The sequence below is a fragment of the Brucella intermedia LMG 3301 genome (assembly GCF_000182645.1).
Lineage (GTDB): Bacteria > Pseudomonadota > Alphaproteobacteria > Rhizobiales > Rhizobiaceae > Brucella > Brucella intermedia.
The window spans coordinates 810741-827331 of record NZ_ACQA01000002.1 but is presented as its reverse complement, the minus strand read 5'-3'; the positions used below and the strand labels follow the sequence as shown (position 1 = coordinate 827331).

Genomic DNA, 16591 nt, shown 5'->3' with positions numbered 1-16591 from the left:
ACCTTCAGGCTGACAATGGATAATTCCGGCAATTTATTGTACAAATCGAACATTATCGGAGGACAAGATGTCGGAAAATTTTGTTCCAACATACGAGCTTTACGGAGAGGACAACGAGCAGAGGCCGGATTTCTGGCTGCACTGCGAAACGCTTTTTTCGCGATCGAGTTTGCACAATTTCGAGATTTCACTGCATCGTCACGTGAGTTTCTTTCAGCTTCTGTATATTGAAAGCGGTTCGGGGCAGGTAAATTTTGACGGCGCCATCCGCCCATTTCAGACACCATGTGCGATTTTGGTGCCTCCCGGTTTCAATCATGGGTTTGCATTTTCAAAAGATATAGTGGGCCACATCGTGACGATTCTGAGCCCGCATATGCCGTTTGTGGGAGGGGGGACAGCGGGAGTGATGGCAGAGTGGCTGACGCAGCCGCAACTCATATCCATGAAAGACGCAGGCGAAGATAATCTCGGATTACTTTCCTCTCTTCTGAGCCAAGTGCAAGAAGAGTTTCATGCAAGAAAATCATATAAAAACAGCATGCTGGAGTCTCTTGTTCAAGTTGCATTCATTTACATTTTAAGGCATGCATATTCTTCAAACCCGGCGAAGCGTCAAGAAAGCCGGGTATATATGCCCGCTCGTATTGAAAGGCTGTTGGAGCTGATCGATCGCTATTACCGAGATCACAAGCCGGTTTCATTTTATGCGAAATTGCTGGGAGTTTCACCGACGCATCTCAATCGGACGGTGAAGCAGCTAACTGGAGGAACGACACAAGATTTGGTTGCAAACAAGCTGATGGATACGGCCAAGCGCGATTTGATAGCCATGCCATCCTCCGTACAGCATATCGCCTACAGCCTCGGATTTTCAGATCCGGCTTATTTTTCGCGCTTCTTTCTGAAAATGACAGGTGAAACACCACGTGCGTTTCGCTTGAGGGAGCGGGAGCGTCTCGCCGCTCAAGACCTATCACTGTAAGGTTTAATTGGATTTTTCATCCTCGACAGTTCATCTCAGCAAACTGCGAAGGTCCGACTGGACTTGCAACATGGCGGGTAGGAAGCGTTCGACCAGCCCCCCTGTTTCGACGTGAGCCGCCGGCGCCCCGATATTGATTGCTGCAACTACGGTGCCTCTGTGATTGAAGACTGGAACTGCGATTGAACGCAGCCCGAGCTCCAGTTCCTGATCGTTGATTGCATAACCTTGATCACGAATTACGGAGATTTCCGCCATCAATTGGTCAATTGCCACCTTCGTAAATGGCGTCAGCGCTTTCCGTTCGGTGCGCTCAAGAATCGTAAGTGCTTCGGGTTCGTGAAGCGAGGCTAGGAGCACGCGCCCCATCGAGGCACAGTAGGCCGGAAGCCTGCTTCCAGCCATCAGGTTAATGGACATGACACGCATCTGCGAGGCGCGGGCGATGTACACGATTTCTGTTCCGTCCAGAACGGACGCGGACGCACTTTCGCCGACTGTGTCGGACAACCGGTCCAGATGCGGCTGGATGATCGTCGGCAAGGGTGTCGAAGAAAGATAAGCGTGTCCGAGCCGAAGAATTTTCGGCAGAAGCATGAAAAACTTGCCGTCGTATTCGGCATAGCCGAGCGCAGCGAGGGTCAGCAAACACCGCCGTGCTGTCGCGCGGTCGAGTCCGGTAATCTTTGAAACGTCCGCTATCGAAAGACGTGGCTGATTTTCGCCGAACGCTTCGATAACTTTCAATCCTTTGGCAAAGCCTCCGATGAAGTCAGTTTCGCGCATGAAGCCTCCTGAAAGCGACAATCTATTTTGTGCGATATGTGAACAAATGTCAAATAACGCACAAATGTTTTGACCCGTCGTTGATGCGGTGGCTAATTTCATCGTGTTTGAGGCTGGAAACGCTCGGCGTGAAATCGCGCGTTCCAGTATGGAGGCGAAATGGACAAGACAATCGGAAGTTTGGCGGACGCAGTCGCCGGAATAGGTGATGGCGCGAGTGTCATGATCGGGGGATTTGGTGGCGCGGGCGCGCCAATCGAACTCATTCATGCCCTGATCGACAAGGGGCCGAAGAATCTGACTGTGATCAATAACAATGCTGGCAATGGCGGCATTGGCATTGCAGCCATGATCGACGCCGGGATGGTTCGGAAGATGATCTGTTCTTTCCCGCGCTCATCCGATCCGCGCGCCTTCACAGATAAATATATAGCTGGCGACATTGAACTGGAACTCGTGCCGCAAGGAACGCTTGCCGAGCGCATTCGTGCAGGTGGCGCCGGTATCCCGGCATTCTACACCCCGACCGCCTACGGCACGGAGTTGGCGGAAGGCAAGATTATAGCTGAATTTGACGGGCGACCCTATGTGCAGGAGCGCTGGTTGAAGGCTGATTTCGCGCTCATCAAGGCTCATCTTGGCGATAGGCACGGCAATCTGACCTATCGTATGGCGGCGCGCAATTTCAATCCGCTCATGTGCATGGCTGCAGCGAGAACCATTGTGCAGGTGTCGGAAATTGTTCAGCTCGGCGGCATTGAACCGGAAAATGTCATCACGCCGGGCATCTTCGTTGACAGTGTCGTTGAAGTTGCAAATCCGAAGCAGGAAGAAGAACTCATTCGCGCGGGAGTGACCTACGCATGATGATCGATATTCATGACGACATCAAATTATCCAATGCGCAGATCGCCTGGCGTGCCGCACAGGATATCCAGGACGGTGCCTATGTAAATCTCGGTATCGGCTTTCCAGAAATGGTCGCCCGTTATCAACCGGAAGGCCGCGAAGCGATTTTCCATACGGAAAACGGCATTCTGGATTTCGGCGAAGCCCCTCCGGAGGGCGAGGAAGATTGGGATCTGATCAATGCTGGCAAGAAGGCGGTCACGCTGAAGCCCGGCGCGGCTTTCTTCCACCACGCCGACAGCTTCGCAATGGTGCGCGGCGGCCATCTCGACGTGGCAATTCTTGGTGCATATCAGGTTGCCCAGAACGGCGATCTCGCTAACTGGCGAGTAGGGGCCAAGGGTGTGCCGGCGGTCGGTGGTGCAATGGATCTTGTGCACGGCGCGAAACAGGTCGTGGTGATTACCGAGCATGTGACGAAGAAGGGCGAACCGAAGCTCGTCGAAAAGTGCACTTTCCCGCTAACCGGTGTTGCATGTATCACGCGTGTCTATACCAGCCATGCGGTGATCGATATCGACAAGGGGCGTTTTGTGCTGCGTGAAAAGTTGGCTTCCATGACATTGGAAGACCTTCAGGCCATGACCGGTGCGAAACTCCACGTGGACGGCCCGGTTGCCGATCTCGTTGTCCCGGAACTGTGAGGCCATACCATGAGTGAAGCATATATCTGCGATTATATCCGCACGCCAATCGGTCGCTACGGGGGCGCGCTTTCATCGATTCGTGCCGACGATCTTGGTGCGGTCCCACTGAGAGCACTTATGGAGCGTAATGGCTCTGTCGATTGGGAAGCCGTCGATGACGTCATTTTCGGCTCAGCCAATCAGGCCGGGGAAGACAACCGCAATGTCGCGCGTATGTCACTTCTGCTGGCGGGATTGCCAGTTGGGGTGTCAGGAACCACGATCAATCGTCTCTGCGGGTCAGGGATGGATGCTGTCATAACGGCCGCACGCGCAATCAAAGCCGGCGAAGCAGAACTTGTCATCGCCGGAGGCGTGGAAAGCATGAGCCGCGCGCCTTTCGTCATGCCGAAAGCCGACAGCGCATTTTCACGCAAGGCGGAAATCTTCGATACGACCATCGGCTGGCGGTTCGTCAATCCTTTGATGAAGAAGCAGTACGGTGTGGATTCCATGCCGGAGACGGGCGAGAACGTAGCGGAAGATTTCAATGTTTCGAGGCAGGATCAGGACATATTTGCGCTTCGCAGTCAGGAAAAGGCGGCAGTTGCGCAAGAGAATGGACGCCTTGCCAGGGAAATCGTGCCCGTCACAATACCGCGGCGCAAAGGTGAGCCGATCATTGTGGACAGGGACGAACACCCCCGTGTGACGAGCCTGGAAGCATTGGCAAAGCTGGGCACGCCCTTCCGCGAGGGCGGCACTGTGACGGCAGGCAACGCTTCAGGTGTAAATGACGGAGCTGCAGCGCTCATCATCGCGTCAGAGGAGGCCATTAAAAAATATGGCCTCACGCCCATAGCGCGCATTGTTGGTGGTGCTACGGCAGGTGTTCCTCCCCGCATCATGGGTATTGGTCCTGCTCCGGCGACAAGGAGGCTCTGCGCGCGTACCGGTATCGCGACTGATGCCTTCGACGTCATCGAACTGAACGAGGCATTTGCATCGCAGGGCCTGGCAGTGTTGCGCGATCTCGGAATCTCCGACGACGACGAGCGTGTCAACCCGAACGGCGGCGCGATTGCTCTTGGACATCCACTCGGTATGTCCGGTGCGCGCATTGCAGGCACGGCGGCGCTCGAACTTTCGCTCAATCGCGGCAGGTATGCTCTCGCAACAATGTGCATAGGTGTCGGGCAGGGGATCGCCCTTGCGCTTGAACGCGTTTGAAGCGCGCGCGAATGAGAAATCCGGACGTTTCGCCCGGATTCTCCACCTCGTGAAAACGGGATAATACTTTTGCATTGTCGGGCGACTACAATATTGCCCGCGACTAACGATCAAGCTAGCATGGCCCATTACAACAACGTCGGGAACAACCCGTCGAACCAAAATGGGAACATGTCGATGAAAATTGCTCGCCTTGCCCTTATGGGCGGACTCCTTGCAACTGCACTCGATACAGGCTCTGCGACCGCCCGCGATCTGACAGTCGTTTCCTGGGGCGGCAACTATCAGGACGCCCAACGGGAAATTTACTTCAAGCCCTTCTCCGAGAAGATCGGCAAGCCCTTGCTGGATGAATCCTGGGACGGCGGCTACGGTGTCGTTCAGGCAAAGGTGAAAGCAGGAAAGCCCAATTGGGATGTGGTGCAGGTGGAGGCGGAAGAACTCGCCCTTGGTTGTGCGGACGGTCTTTACGAAAAGATCGATTGGGACAAGCTAGGCGGCAAAGACAAGTTTCTCGACAGTGCGGTCAATGATTGCGGTGTCGGTGCGATCGTGTGGTCTACCGCGATCGCCTATAACGCGGACAAGTTGAAAGATGGTCCGCAATCCTGGGCAGATTTCTGGGATGTGAAAAAGTTTCCAGGCAAACGCTCCCTGCGCAAAGGCGCCAAATATACTCTCGAATTTGCACTCCTCGCTGACGGGGTCAGCAAGGACGAGATTTACGATGTTCTCTCGACGCCAGAGGGTGTGGATCGCGCATTCAAAAAGCTTGATGAACTGAAGCCAAATATAGTCTGGTGGGAAGCAGGAGCGCAGCCACTGCAATTGCTGGCCTCGGATGAAGTGGTGATGGCGTCGGCCTATAACGGGCGCATCACGGGCATAAACAGGAGCGAGGGCAAGAATTTCAAGGTGGTCTGGCCGGGCAGCATTTATGCTGTCGACAGCTGGGTCATCCTGAAAGATGCCGAAAACAAGGATGTGGGGCTGGATTTCATTGCTTTTGCGAGCCAGCCCGAGAATCAGGTGAAATTGCCGAAATACGTGGCTTACGGCCTGCCGAACAAGGAAGCCGCAAGCAAGGTGCCCGCGGAATTCGCATCCGATCTTCCGACAGCGGAAGCCAATCTGAAAGACTCTCTGCCACTGAATGTCGACTTCTGGATCGACAACTCAGAAGAGCTGACGAAGCGCTTCAACGCGTGGCTGGCACAATAATTCGCAATTATGGCCCCGTGGGCGCAACACCGGCGGGGTTTCCCCGTTTTCCGGAAGATGGAGTAATTCATTGACGGACTGCCGCATCCGCTTCGAGAATATCAGTAAATCATACGGTGATTTCAAAGTTATAGATGGTTTGAACCTCGATATAGGCAAGGGCGAATTCGTGAGCTTGCTCGGCCCCTCCGGTTCAGGCAAGACCACGCTTCTGATGATGCTTGCCGGGTTTGAAAGTCCGAGCAGCGGGACGATTTATGTCGATGGAAAGCCTATCAATGCGGTTCCCTCATATAAGCGTAACATGGGCGTGGTTTTTCAGAACTATGCGCTTTTCCCGCATATGACCGTTGGCGAAAATGTTGCTTTTCCTTTGCAGATGCGTGGTGTTGGAAAGGGCGAGATCGGCAAGCTGGTGGATAAAGTGCTCGATATGGTGCAACTTTCCCCGATGCGCGAACGCAAGCCATCGCAACTGTCCGGCGGGCAACAACAGCGGGTGGCGCTTGCCCGTGCACTGGTTTTCGAGCCAGGTGTCGTCTTGATGGACGAGCCGCTGGGCGCTCTCGACAAGCAGTTGCGCGAGCAGATGCAACTCGATATCCGCGCGCTGCACAGCCGATTGGGATTGACGATTGTCTTCGTCACCCATGATCAGGGTGAAGCGCTGACCATGTCGGACCGGATCGCTGTCTTCAACAAAGGAAAAATTGAACAGATCGGCACGCCGCGTGCGATCTACGATGAGCCGCAAACGCGGTTTGTCGCCGAATTCATAGGCGAAACCAATCTCGCCGAAGGGATAATCGAGCGGATGGAAAACGCGCGTGCTTTTATTCGCCTGAAGGACGGCGGCACGCTGACCGCAGCATCCAAGGAAACTCTCGCGGCCGGGCAGAAGGTTCTCTTGTCCATCCGGCCTGAGCGTATCGAACTTGGCAGCGAGGATAATTCAGACAACCTCCTTAGAACGCGCGTGGTTGATAGCGTCTATCAAGGAGATCATCTGCGTATCCAGCTTGATGGGAGTGCGCATGATTTCATCGTGCGGCTAGACAGAAAATCGCGCGAATGGACGCCCGGAACTGATGTCGTCGCCAAGTTCAGTGCCGCTGATTGCTGGACGATCGCAGCATGACGGTTTTGTCCGGCAAAAATATTCGAGCGATATTTTTGATCACGCCTCTGCTTGTTTTTATCGCGCTGTTTTTTCTTTGGCCGCTCGGGGTGATGATGAAGCAGGCCGTGTCAGATACAGCGGTATTGCGCGTTCTACCCCGAACCGCAGAAGCGGTAAGTCTTTGGGACGGACAGTCGGGTCCATCGCCAGACATGAAGCAGGCCCTGGTAACGGACCTGAAATCTTCGACTGACCAACAGGCGATAGGCGATATGGTTCGGCGCTTGAACAGCGCTCAATCCGGCTTTCGCACGTTGATGAGCAAAACGCTTTCAGCCATCGAAAAGGGCGATCCTGTTCCAGATCTTGAAATGATCGACAAGCGATGGAGCCGGCCGGAGTTTTGGCGGGCGATTGCAAATGCGCTTTCCCCGACAACTGATCGCAACCTGCTTGCGGCCGTCGATATGGAGCGCTCGACATCGGGTGAAATTGTTTCTATGGCGCCGGGCACATCGGCAAACCGGGCGATCATGCTGCGTACTTTCTGGATTGCTGCTCTGGTGACATTGGCTTGTGCAGCGATTGGTTACCCCTACGCGGTCTTGCTGGCGTCATCTACGGGCTGGATCAAAAGCGTGCTGTTTGCTGCTGTTTTACTGCCGCTGTGGACATCGTTGCTGGTGCGAACGGCTGCCTGGTTCATTCTTTTGCAGGATAAGGGCCTCATCAACGATACGCTGATCTGGCTCGGCATAACCGATGCGCCTTTTCCCTTGATCTTCAACAGGGCGGGTGTGGTCATCGCCATGACGCATGTGCTTCTGCCGTTCATGGTGCTTCCGATCTACAGCGTGCTTGTGTCTATCCCAGGCAATCTCATGCCTGCAGCCGCATCTCTTGGTGCGCCGCCGTGGAGAGCGTTCCTGCGAGTGCTGCTTCCGTTGAGTATGCGCGGTATCGTGTCCGGCATGCTACTCGTATTTATGAGCGCGATTGGCTACTACATCACTCCTGCGTTGATCGGTGGACCGGGCGACCAGATGATAAGCTCGATCATTGCTTATTACGCAACCGGTTCGGCCAATTGGGGCATGGCCGGTGCACTTGGGCTCGTGTTGCTCGTAGCCTGTCTGATACTCTACGCGGTTTACGGACGGCTTACCGCCGATGATCCCCGGAGGGCATGAAGATGGGGCGCTTCGCGAAAATCGTGTTCGGTGCGGCTGCCGTGATCTTTCTGATCGCGCCGCTGTTCGCCATCCTTCCACTGGCATTTACCTCCAGCGTGTTTCTGACCTATCCGGTGCCGGGCTGGTCAGGGCGCTGGTTTGAGGAACTCGCGACAGCGGATGTCTGGCGCCGCGCGATCGTCAACAGCCTGATCATCGGTTCTGGGACTATGATTTTGGCAACCGTGTTGGGGACGATGGCCGCGCTTGGCTTGCGCAGCAGGATAATTTTTCTTTCCGGCCCCATTAAAACTCTGTTCCTATTGCCAATGGTCGTTCCCGCAGTAGTGCTGGGTGTGGGCATGCAACTGCTCTTCGTGCGATTGGGCATAGCAAATTCGTATCTTGGCGTGATTGTCGCGCACACCGTGATTTCGATCCCCTTTGTTCTGGTAAGCGTTACGGGTGCTCTTGGCGGTATCGACCGGCGTATCGAGCTGGCAGCCGAGAGCCTTGGCGCGTCGCCTCTCACAGTATTTCGAAAAATCACGCTTCCGCTTGCCATGCCGGGTATCGCTTCGGGTGCTGTGCTGGCATTCGCCACCTCGCTGGACGAGGTTGTTCTGACGCTGTTCGTCGCGGGACCAAATCAGCGTACCCTCGCGCGCCAGATGTTCTCGACAATTCGTGAGAACATCAGCCCGGCGATCGCTGCCGCAGCCTTTCTGTTTATTGCAGGCACCGTGCTTCTGGGGCTTGCGGTGATGCTTTTTCGCCGAAAGCGCATGAGTGGAGCAGTCTCCACCTAAGCACTGCCAGTGATTCTGACCGCTGCGATATTGTTTTTGTATCTTAACGATCAATTCGCGTCGAGAGGATGATGGACGACATCGTGCGCTCGACGCCTTCCAGCGCGCCTATGCGATCCAGAACGGCATCAAGCTCCTGTATGGAAGGGGCTTCCACAACGACGATCATATCGAAATGTCCGCTCACAGAATGAAGTGAACGGACGGCCATCATGCCGCGCAATGCAGTTTCGACCTTTGGCGCGAGCTTTGGCAAGGCAGTCACTAATACGTGGGCGCGCACCAGATCACGCTCGAACTCCGGGGCGATTCGGACCGTATAACCCTCGATGACACCGCGCTTTTCGAGCTTCTCGATACGGCTTTGAACCGTTGTTCGCGAAACTCCGAGGCGCCTCGCAAGGTCGGCCGTCGAAGCACGGGCATTTTCACGGAGGAGGGCGATGAGGATTAGATCTGCTTCTGTCGTCATAATGCATATAAAATACGTCAATATGCATAAACAAACAACGTCATATCGTCAGTTCGCATACTTCTTTTTGCATGGAACTATGCGATTCTTGCATATCCGAATTGCATTCCAAGGGGAATTTACATGAAAGAGATCGTTGTTGTAGGTGCAGGCAAAATCGGCGCTACCATTGCCGATCTTCTCGCTTCCACAGGCGAGTATGCTGTTACCGTTGTCGACCGCTCTCAAGCGCAGCTCGATGCACTGGAATCGGGTGCCGAAGTCAAGACGCAGGCGCTCGACATTGAAGACGCCAAGGCCCTCGAAGCTGCCTTGGCCGGCAAGTTTGCGGTACTCAGCGCCGCTCCGTTCCACCTGACGACCCGTATCGCCGAAGCTGCGGCCAAGGCAGGCGTGCATTATCTCGACCTGACCGAAGATGTGGCCAGCACGCGTCGCGTCAAGGAACTGGCGAAGGAAGCGAAGACGGCTTTCATTCCGCAGTGTGGCCTTGCTCCCGGCTTCATCTCCATCGTTGCCTATGATCTGGCGAAGCGTTTTGACAAGCTGGACAGCGTTCGTATGCGCGTTGGCGCTCTGCCGCAGTACCCTTCGAATGCTCTGAACTATAACCTGACCTGGAGCACGGACGGCGTCATCAACGAATATATCGAGCCATGCGAAGCTATCGTGAACGGCGAACTGACCGAAGTTCCTGCTCTCGAAGAGCGCGAAGAGTTTTCGCTTGATGGCGTCACCTACGAAGCCTTCAACACCTCGGGTGGTCTGGGCACGCTTTGCGAAACGCTGGAAGGCAAGGTGCGCACGCTCAACTACCGCACGATCCGCTATCCGGGTCACGTTGCGTTGATGAAGGCGCTTCTCAACGATCTCGGCCTGCGTCATCGCCGTGAAGTGCTCAAGGACATCTTCGAAAATGCCCTGCCGACCACTCTTCAGGACGTTGTGGTGATTTTCGTGACTGTGTCGGGCACCAAGAATGGTCGCCTGGTTCAGGAAACCTACGCGAATAAGGTCTATGCCGCTCCGGTTGGCAAGATCGTGCGCTCGGGCATTCAGATTACGACGGCTTCGGCGATCTGCGCCGTGCTCGACATGCTCGCCAAGGGCGATCTTCCACAGCAGGGCTTTATCCGCCAGGAAGACATTACGCTCGGAGCGTTCCTCGCGAACCGCTTTGGCAAGGCCTATGCACAGGAAGACCATTGCGCACGCATGGTTGCCTGATAGCTCCTGCCGCATGAATGCAGGGCCTGTTGCGCTTGTGCGCAGCAGGCCCTGTTTGCGTTTTGGTGGCGGCCGTCTCCGCCCTACCAAAGTCGCAATTGAATAGGATCGGATTTAAGCGCATTGCCCGATCCAAACTGGTGGATGGAATATGTTTGTCCGCTTGATGTGTATCTGTGCACCCCGAAACCACTACAATTCGGGATGTGCTTTGAAGAAGTAGGAAAGCTATGTTGAAATCAATTGTGCTGGCCGGTCTGGCCTCAGTCTTTCTCGCTTTGCCGGTTCAGGCGAAGGAATGGAAAGAAATCCGTATCGCCAGCGAAGGCGCATATCCTCCGTTCAACTACATGTCTCCAGACGGCAAGCTTGAAGGTTTCGATCTCGATATCGCCAATGCGCTTTGCGAAGCGATGGAAGCGAAATGCACGATCGTCGCGAATGACTGGGACGGCATGATCCCCGGTTTGCAGGCCAACAAGTTCGACGCAGTCATTGCTTCGATGGCTATCACCGAAGAGCGTGAAAAGCAGGTGGCCTTCACGGACCGCTACTACACGACACCGCTTGCGGTTGTCGTGCCGAAGGACACGGACATCACCTCGCTTGATCCGTCGGCATTCGACGGGAAAACGGTAGGCGCGCAGGCCGGCACCACGCAGGGCAACTATGCCGACGACGTCTACAGCAAGGCGGGCGCGGACGTGAAGCTCTACCCGACCGCCGACGAAGCCAATGCCGATCTTGAAAGCGGCCGTCTTGATGCCATCGCCGCCGACAAGTTTCTCGCCGCCGACTGGCTGAAGAAGCAGGGCGCAGATTGCTGCAAGTTCCTTGGTGATATTCCCGGTTCCGAAACGAAGATCGCGGTTGCCCTTCGCAAGGGTGATGATGATCTGCGCGAGCAGTTCAACGCGGCGATCAAGAAGATCCGTGAAGACGGCACCTACGAAACGATCCGCAAGAAGTATTTCGATTTCGACATCTATTGATGCCAAAATTTCATCGGGCGCTCTCCAAACATGGCTTGATGTGGGGAGCGTCCGGTGCTTCAGTTGGAAGACGCATAAAAAGGTGGGGCGTTGCGCTGAACTGGTAATGCTCCGATAATATAATTATAACAAAGGAATAAGGGGAACGACCATGCTGAAAGCCATCCTGTTTGCAGGCGTTGCATCTGTAATCGCTGCCTTGCCAGCGCAGGCCAAGGAATGGAAGGAAATCCGCATCGCGACGGAAGGTGCATATCCACCTTTCAATTTTGTCGCCGCGGATGGTTCGCTTCAGGGTCTGGATGTCGAAATTGCCGAGGCCCTGTGCAAGGCGATGGACGCCAAGTGCACCATCGTCGCCAACGACTGGGACGGGATGATACCCGGACTGAAGTCGAACAAGTTCGATGCGGTCGTCGCCTCGATGAGCATCACGGAAGAGCGCAAGAAAGAAGTCACCTTCACCGACAAGTATTACTCCACGCCGCTTTCCGTTGCCGTGCCGAAGGACAGCCCGATCACATCCTTGGATGCGGAGGCCTTCAAGGGAAAGACGATTGGTGCTCAAGGGTCGACCACGCAGGGTAACTATGCCGAGGATGTCTACGGCAAGGCCGGTGCCGACGTGAAGCTTTATCCGACTGCCGATGAAGCCAACGCAGACCTGAAAAGCGGACGCCTTGATGCAGTCGTTTCCGACAAGTTCCCGATCTCCGACTGGATCAAGGGTGACGGCGCGGGTTGCTGCAAGCTTATTGGCGATATTCCCAATACGCAGACCGATACCGGGATAGCGTTGCGTCAGGGCGATGACGACCTGCGCGAACAATTCAACGCAGCAATCAAGAAAATTCGCGACGATGGTACCTATGCCACGATCGTGAAGAAATATTTCGACTTCGACATCTACTGATTGCTTGTAATAAAGGCAGCTCTTTGCTGTAAGCAACAACGCGCCGGCTGAAATCGGCGCGTTTATTTCGTTGTTTTTATGGATGCGTAAATGCCGATTCAGCAACAAGATGTCATCGTTCTGGGGGCGGGTATTGTTGGTGTATCCACGGCACTGCATCTGCAGGCGCGGGGCCGTTCGGTGTGCCTGGTCGACAAAAACGACCCCGGCAATGGCACCAGTTTCGGCAATGCCGGTCTGATCGAGCGTTCAAGCGTCATACCCTATTCCTTCCCGCAAGGCTTCTGGACGCTTGTTCGTTACGGCATGAACCGCCGTTCGGACGTTCGCTATAACCCCTTCTACATACCGAAAATGGCTCGTTGGCTTTTTCGATACTGGAGGGAATCGTCGCCGGAGCGGTTGAAGATTGCGACGGATGCCATGTTGCCCTTGATTGAGGCCAGCGTCCGGGAGCATGACAATCTGGTGGCCCAGTCCGGCAGTGAAAAATTGATCCGGTCACAGGGGTGGATCGAAGTTTTCCGGTCATCTTCGGCATTCGACGCAGCGGTGCGCCGTTTGCCCGATCTGCAGCGTTTCAAACTGTCCTATGACATTCTGGATGCAGCAGCATTGCGGGAACGAGAGAAGTCGCTGGGCGATGTGGCTGGCGGCATTCATTGGCTCGATCCGAAAACCGTCGTTAACCCGGGAGGACTGGTCAAAGCCTATGCCGATCTGTTTATCAGAAACGGTGGGGTTTTCGTTCATGGCGATGCTGCAACCCTGACAGCGGAGGCGGGCGGTTGGCAGGTTACGACTGAGAACGGCATTGCGCATGCGCGTGACGTGGTCGTGGCGCTCGGTCCGCAGTCCGGTCTCGTCTTCAGGAAATTCGGCTATCCAATCCCGCTTGGCATCAAGCGGGGGCATCATCTTCACTTCACCATGAAGGACGGTTCGCGGCTCGGCCATACTGTTGTCGACGAAGAAGCAGGCTATGTTCTTGCGCCTATGGTGCAGGGGGTGCGGCTATCGACGGGCATAGAGTTCGCTTCACCCGATGCGCCCGCAAATTATATTCAACTCAGAAAAGACGAGAAGATTGCGCGCCAGCTTGTGCCGCAATTGGGAGAGGCTGTCGAAACCACGCCCTGGCTTGGATTGCGTCCTTGCCTGCCGGACATGCGCCCGGTCATCGGGGCCGCGCCTAAGCATAAAGGGCTATGGTTCAATTTCGGCCACGCTCATCACGGGCTTACGCTGGGGCCGGCGACAGGGCGCTTGCTTGCAGAGATGCTTGTCGGAGAAGAGCCATTTGTCGATCCAAAGCCCTATTCGGCCGAGCGTTTTCTGTAGGCTGATTTAAAAATTTCGTGACAGGCTTGTCAGCCGCGGTCGAGCGGGGCTATCAATTGGCTCCACTCTCATATCGCGCAGTCGCGAACAATCGATCCGGAAAATCTCGTGAAAATGAAGCCTTTAGGCCGTACCGGCCTTACTGTAACTGAAATTTGCCTCGGCACCATGACCTGGGGCGTACAGAATACCGAGTCCGATGCTCATGAGCAGCTCGACATTGCTCTCGATGCCGGTATCAACTTCATTGATACGGCCGAGGGATATGCCATCCCCATGAGCCCGGAAAGCTATGGCAAGACAGAGACCTATATCGGTACCTGGTTTAAGAAATCCGGAAAACGCGACAAGATCGTGCTGGCAAGCAAGATTGCTGGTGGCGGCAGGCAGAAGTGGATTCGAGATGGTGCCAAACCAAGCCGCAACAATGTCCGCGAAGCGGTGGAAAACAGCCTGAAGCGGCTTCAGACTGACTATATCGACCTTTATCAAGTCCATTGGCCGATGCGGGCGCACTATCATTTTGGCCAAAGCTGGACCTTTGATCCTTCCGCTACGGACGGGGCTGCAGAAACCGAACAGATGCACGACGTGCTGCTCGGACTTGGAGACATGGTTCGCGACGGAAAGATCAGGCACATCGGTCTTTCCAATGAGACAGCATGGGGAACAATGCAGTGGCTTCGTCTGGCCGAACAGCATGGCTTGCCCCGCGTCGCCTCGATCCAGAATGAATATAGTCTTTTGCAGCGCCAGTTCGATTTCGACTTGGCAGAATTGTCGCTCTGCGAAAACGTGGGGTTGCTGGCCTATTCGACGCTGGCCGCCGGTGTACTGACCGGAAAATATCTGGGTGGGAAACTGCCTTCCGGTTCGCGCGCAGCCATTTCCGAAGGTGGCCTCTGGCGCAACAATATTCATTCCGAGCCAGCCGTCCGCGCCTATATCGATGTTGCCACGAAGCACGGGCTCGATATTGCCCAGATGGCAATCGCCTTTGCGTTGACGCGCCCGTTCATGACGTCGGCGATAATTGGTGCGACAACTGTCGACCAGCTGAAGACTGATATCGCAGCTCACCAGGTCAAGCTCTCGGATGACGTTCTGGCGGACATCGAAACGGTCTACAGACAGTATCCGCGCCCTCTTTGAGCCCAAAGTTCCAAAGGCCCGCCAGACCTGGCGGGCTTTTCTATCCCGCGAGATAGACCTCGTGCTTGACGATCCATTGGTCGATGGGCGTTTCACTTGAAGAGCTGACAATCACCATTCGGTCGAAGCGAATGCTGCGGCCGACTAGCAAGCGTGCCATCCGTGCCATCTCTGTGTCGCGCGAGCCATGGTCGGCGACGCCATAGGCAAGCGAGACATGTGGAAGAAAAGTCGAGATGTCTTTCTCCCCCGAAATATCGAGAGAATCCTGCTTTAGCGTCATCAGTGTCGGTGTTTTCTGCAGTGCAGCATAGAAGGAGCGGAAATAAGCTTCGGTTCCCGCTACATCGTCAACCAGAACGTCCAACGGTTTGCGACCGACTGCAAGGCTGAGCACCAGAGGCAGTAGCTCATCTGCCGAACGTCTCATGTCAGGTACGAGTGTCGCATGCGGCTCGAATATGGGTGAATTGAAGCCGGAAGCCAGATCGGTCACGACAGATTCGAGAAATCGGAGATCGTCACGGGCGGGACGCAACCAGATGGAATGGAAGGTCATTGCTGTTGGATCTCCCGAACGCTGCGGTCATTTTTAATGGGCCTCACGCTGCTACGGAGAATGAGTGGCAATTCGAGCATAATTGTCTGAGGTGGTGCGTTCGGTGCGGTCTGCCGCTCGTCCAGCAACCGGATGATCTCGGCGGAAAGCCGTTCTGCGTTCTGATCGAATGTGGTCAGTCGATAGGCACCCCAACGTGCTTCCGCGACATTATCGAAGCCAATGACTGAGACATCGTCGGGAATGGAGAGATTGAAGACATCGCGCGCGCAGTCCATCATGCCGAATGCCATGAGATCGTTGACGCAGAAAATGCCTTCGACGCGCTCTCTTTCGCCCAGCATCAGAGAGGCGGCACCGTAACCGCCGTCATAATCTGTCAGTTCGCCACGCTGCACGCTGACGCTCAACCCAAGGCTTTTGCTTTTCGCGACGAAGGCTTCCTCGCGCTCGACCAGATTGAGGCTGCCGACATTCGACGTTATGAGGCCTAGTTTTTTCATGCCCCGTGCCGCGAAGATTTCGACAGCCGTTTCGGCGGCAAGCCGATTGTTGATATGGATGTGGTCGGCTCCCTCTTCTGTTCGCCCGACGAGAATGAGGGTCTGGCCGTTTCGTTGGGCAAGCTCGACAAATGACGAAGACGGCATGCCAGAAAGAACCACCGTCGCTTCCGCACGATAACGCAGCAGTGTTTCATGCGCGGCAGAGAGGTTCTCTCCGTGTTGGCCGGTCGGAATCAGAACAGGAACACTGCCGCGGGCTGCGAGCCGACGGGAAAGTGCTGCGATCTGGCGGGAGCGAAACGGACTGTCGGGATCTGCCGCGATCATCCCGACAATACGGCTCCGATTGGCCAGAAGGCCGCGTGCAAGGTCATTGACCTGATAGCCGAGCTTTTCGGCAGCTTTCAGCACTTTCTCGCGTGTCGCAGGCGAGACACTGGCGCCTGGTGTAAAGGTGCGGGACACGGCGGAGCGCGATACGCCAGCCTCCAGTGCGACTTCGTGCGCGCTGATAAATCGAGGCAGGCTGTCCGCGATGTCATGCTCTCGCTGTGTTTCTTTATCTGGCATT

The 16591-nt window shown here is 55.3% G+C and carries 17 protein-coding genes; 13 read left to right on the top strand and 4 right to left on the bottom strand.

Going from position 1 to position 16591, the window contains the following annotated elements; genetic code table 11:
• Positions 1-67: 67 nt before the first annotated feature.
• On the top strand, positions 68-985 hold the full coding sequence (locus OINT_RS16280; protein ID WP_006468975.1) for a helix-turn-helix domain-containing protein: 918 nt from the start codon (positions 68-70) through the stop codon (positions 983-985).
• A gap of 30 nt (positions 986-1015) precedes the next feature.
• Here the strand turns inward: OINT_RS16280 and OINT_RS16275 are convergent, their stop codons facing one another.
• The gene (locus OINT_RS16275; protein ID WP_006471311.1) at positions 1016-1771 is read right to left on the bottom strand and encodes an IclR family transcriptional regulator; all 756 of its coding nucleotides are present in this window, start codon (positions 1769-1771) and stop codon (positions 1016-1018) included.
• Between the two features lie 159 nt (positions 1772-1930).
• On the opposite strand from OINT_RS16275, the gene OINT_RS16270 reads away from it, so the two are divergent.
• The 7 genes from OINT_RS16270 to OINT_RS16240 all read left to right on the top strand — a co-directional run bounded on the left by OINT_RS16270 (position 1931) and on the right by OINT_RS16240 (position 8858).
• Positions 1931-2638 (top strand): 3-oxoacid CoA-transferase subunit A, encoded by a 708-nt coding sequence (locus OINT_RS16270; RefSeq protein WP_006468973.1) that lies wholly within the window; start codon positions 1931-1933, stop codon positions 2636-2638.
• Complete coding sequence (locus tag OINT_RS16265) at positions 2635-3324, top strand: CoA transferase subunit B (protein WP_006468972.1); 690 nt, start codon at positions 2635-2637, stop codon at positions 3322-3324. The genes OINT_RS16270 and OINT_RS16265 overlap by 4 nt, the downstream gene beginning before the upstream one ends.
• A 9-nt stretch (positions 3325-3333) precedes the next feature.
• Positions 3334-4536 carry a 3-oxoadipyl-CoA thiolase gene (gene pcaF, locus OINT_RS16260; RefSeq protein WP_006468971.1) on the top strand — a complete coding sequence of 401 codons (1203 nt, stop codon included), beginning with the start codon at positions 3334-3336 and terminating at the stop codon, positions 4534-4536.
• A gap of 177 nt (positions 4537-4713) precedes the next feature.
• Entirely contained in the window at positions 4714-5757 is a 1044-nt protein-coding gene (locus OINT_RS16255; RefSeq protein ID WP_021587258.1) for an ABC transporter substrate-binding protein, read from the top strand.
• Positions 5758-5827: 70 nt separating this feature from the next.
• Entirely contained in the window at positions 5828-6895 is a 1068-nt protein-coding gene (locus OINT_RS16250; RefSeq protein ID WP_006468969.1) for an ABC transporter ATP-binding protein, read from the top strand.
• Entirely contained in the window at positions 6892-8067 is a 1176-nt protein-coding gene (locus tag OINT_RS16245; RefSeq protein WP_006471411.1) for an ABC transporter permease, read from the top strand. The genes OINT_RS16250 and OINT_RS16245 overlap by 4 nt, the downstream gene beginning before the upstream one ends.
• 2 nt (positions 8068-8069) lie before the next feature.
• Positions 8070-8858, top strand: a complete 789-nt coding sequence (locus tag OINT_RS16240) for an ABC transporter permease (protein ID WP_031346961.1) — start codon at positions 8070-8072, stop codon at positions 8856-8858.
• 43 nt (positions 8859-8901) lie between these two features.
• Here the strand turns inward: OINT_RS16240 and OINT_RS16235 are convergent, their stop codons facing one another.
• On the bottom strand, positions 8902-9330 hold the full coding sequence (locus tag OINT_RS16235) for an Lrp/AsnC family transcriptional regulator (protein WP_021587257.1): 429 nt from the start codon (positions 9328-9330) through the stop codon (positions 8902-8904).
• Positions 9331-9453: 123 nt separating this feature from the next.
• Between OINT_RS16235 and OINT_RS16230 the strand changes: the two genes are divergently transcribed.
• The 5 genes from OINT_RS16230 (at position 9454) to OINT_RS16210 (ending at position 14955) form a co-directional block, all read left to right on the top strand.
• Positions 9454-10557 (top strand): saccharopine dehydrogenase family protein, encoded by a 1104-nt coding sequence (locus OINT_RS16230; protein ID WP_006468965.1) that lies wholly within the window; start codon positions 9454-9456, stop codon positions 10555-10557.
• A 230-nt stretch (positions 10558-10787) separates the two neighbouring features.
• Positions 10788-11549: an ABC transporter substrate-binding protein gene (locus OINT_RS16225; RefSeq protein ID WP_006471410.1), complete on the top strand. Its 762-nt coding sequence runs from the start codon at positions 10788-10790 to the stop codon at positions 11547-11549.
• A gap of 151 nt (positions 11550-11700) precedes the next feature.
• Positions 11701-12462: an ABC transporter substrate-binding protein gene (locus tag OINT_RS16220; protein ID WP_006471409.1), complete on the top strand. Its 762-nt coding sequence runs from the start codon at positions 11701-11703 to the stop codon at positions 12460-12462.
• Positions 12463-12552: 90 nt separating this feature from the next.
• Complete coding sequence (locus OINT_RS16215; RefSeq protein ID WP_006468964.1) at positions 12553-13803, top strand: NAD(P)/FAD-dependent oxidoreductase; 1251 nt, start codon at positions 12553-12555, stop codon at positions 13801-13803.
• A 114-nt stretch (positions 13804-13917) separates the two neighbouring features.
• Entirely contained in the window at positions 13918-14955 is a 1038-nt protein-coding gene (locus OINT_RS16210) for an aldo/keto reductase (protein ID WP_006471408.1), read from the top strand.
• Positions 14956-14995: 40 nt separating this feature from the next.
• Here the strand turns inward: OINT_RS16210 and OINT_RS16205 are convergent, their stop codons facing one another.
• Both OINT_RS16205 and OINT_RS16200 read right to left on the bottom strand, forming a co-directional pair.
• Positions 14996-15514, bottom strand: coding sequence for a haloacid dehalogenase (locus OINT_RS16205; protein ID WP_006468962.1), 519 nt, complete (start codon positions 15512-15514; stop codon positions 14996-14998).
• Entirely contained in the window at positions 15511-16590 is a 1080-nt protein-coding gene (locus tag OINT_RS16200) for a LacI family DNA-binding transcriptional regulator (RefSeq protein WP_006468961.1), read from the bottom strand. The genes OINT_RS16205 and OINT_RS16200 overlap by 4 nt, the downstream gene beginning before the upstream one ends.
• Position 16591: the final 1 nt, after the last annotated feature.

Coding starts and splice junctions, on each gene's coding strand:
- OINT_RS16280 (WP_006468975.1), top strand. CDS start 68: ATGTCGGAAAATTTTGTTCCAACATACGAGCTTTACGGAGAGGACAAC.
- OINT_RS16275 (WP_006471311.1), bottom strand. CDS start 1,771: ATGCGCGAAACTGACTTCATCGGAGGCTTTGCCAAAGGATTGAAAGTT.
- OINT_RS16270 (WP_006468973.1), top strand. CDS start 1,931: ATGGACAAGACAATCGGAAGTTTGGCGGACGCAGTCGCCGGAATAGGT.
- OINT_RS16265 (WP_006468972.1), top strand. CDS start 2,635: ATGATGATCGATATTCATGACGACATCAAATTATCCAATGCGCAGATC.
- pcaF (WP_006468971.1), top strand. CDS start 3,334: ATGAGTGAAGCATATATCTGCGATTATATCCGCACGCCAATCGGTCGC.
- OINT_RS16255 (WP_021587258.1), top strand. CDS start 4,714: ATGAAAATTGCTCGCCTTGCCCTTATGGGCGGACTCCTTGCAACTGCA.
- OINT_RS16245 (WP_006471411.1), top strand. CDS start 6,892: ATGACGGTTTTGTCCGGCAAAAATATTCGAGCGATATTTTTGATCACG.
- OINT_RS16240 (WP_031346961.1), top strand. CDS start 8,070: ATGGGGCGCTTCGCGAAAATCGTGTTCGGTGCGGCTGCCGTGATCTTT.
- OINT_RS16235 (WP_021587257.1), bottom strand. CDS start 9,330: ATGACGACAGAAGCAGATCTAATCCTCATCGCCCTCCTCCGTGAAAAT.
- OINT_RS16230 (WP_006468965.1), top strand. CDS start 9,454: ATGAAAGAGATCGTTGTTGTAGGTGCAGGCAAAATCGGCGCTACCATT.
- OINT_RS16225 (WP_006471410.1), top strand. CDS start 10,788: ATGTTGAAATCAATTGTGCTGGCCGGTCTGGCCTCAGTCTTTCTCGCT.
- OINT_RS16220 (WP_006471409.1), top strand. CDS start 11,701: ATGCTGAAAGCCATCCTGTTTGCAGGCGTTGCATCTGTAATCGCTGCC.
- OINT_RS16215 (WP_006468964.1), top strand. CDS start 12,553: ATGCCGATTCAGCAACAAGATGTCATCGTTCTGGGGGCGGGTATTGTT.
- OINT_RS16210 (WP_006471408.1), top strand. CDS start 13,918: ATGAAGCCTTTAGGCCGTACCGGCCTTACTGTAACTGAAATTTGCCTC.
- OINT_RS16205 (WP_006468962.1), bottom strand. CDS start 15,514: ATGACCTTCCATTCCATCTGGTTGCGTCCCGCCCGTGACGATCTCCGA.
- OINT_RS16200 (WP_006468961.1), bottom strand. CDS start 16,590: ATGCCAGATAAAGAAACACAGCGAGAGCATGACATCGCGGACAGCCTG.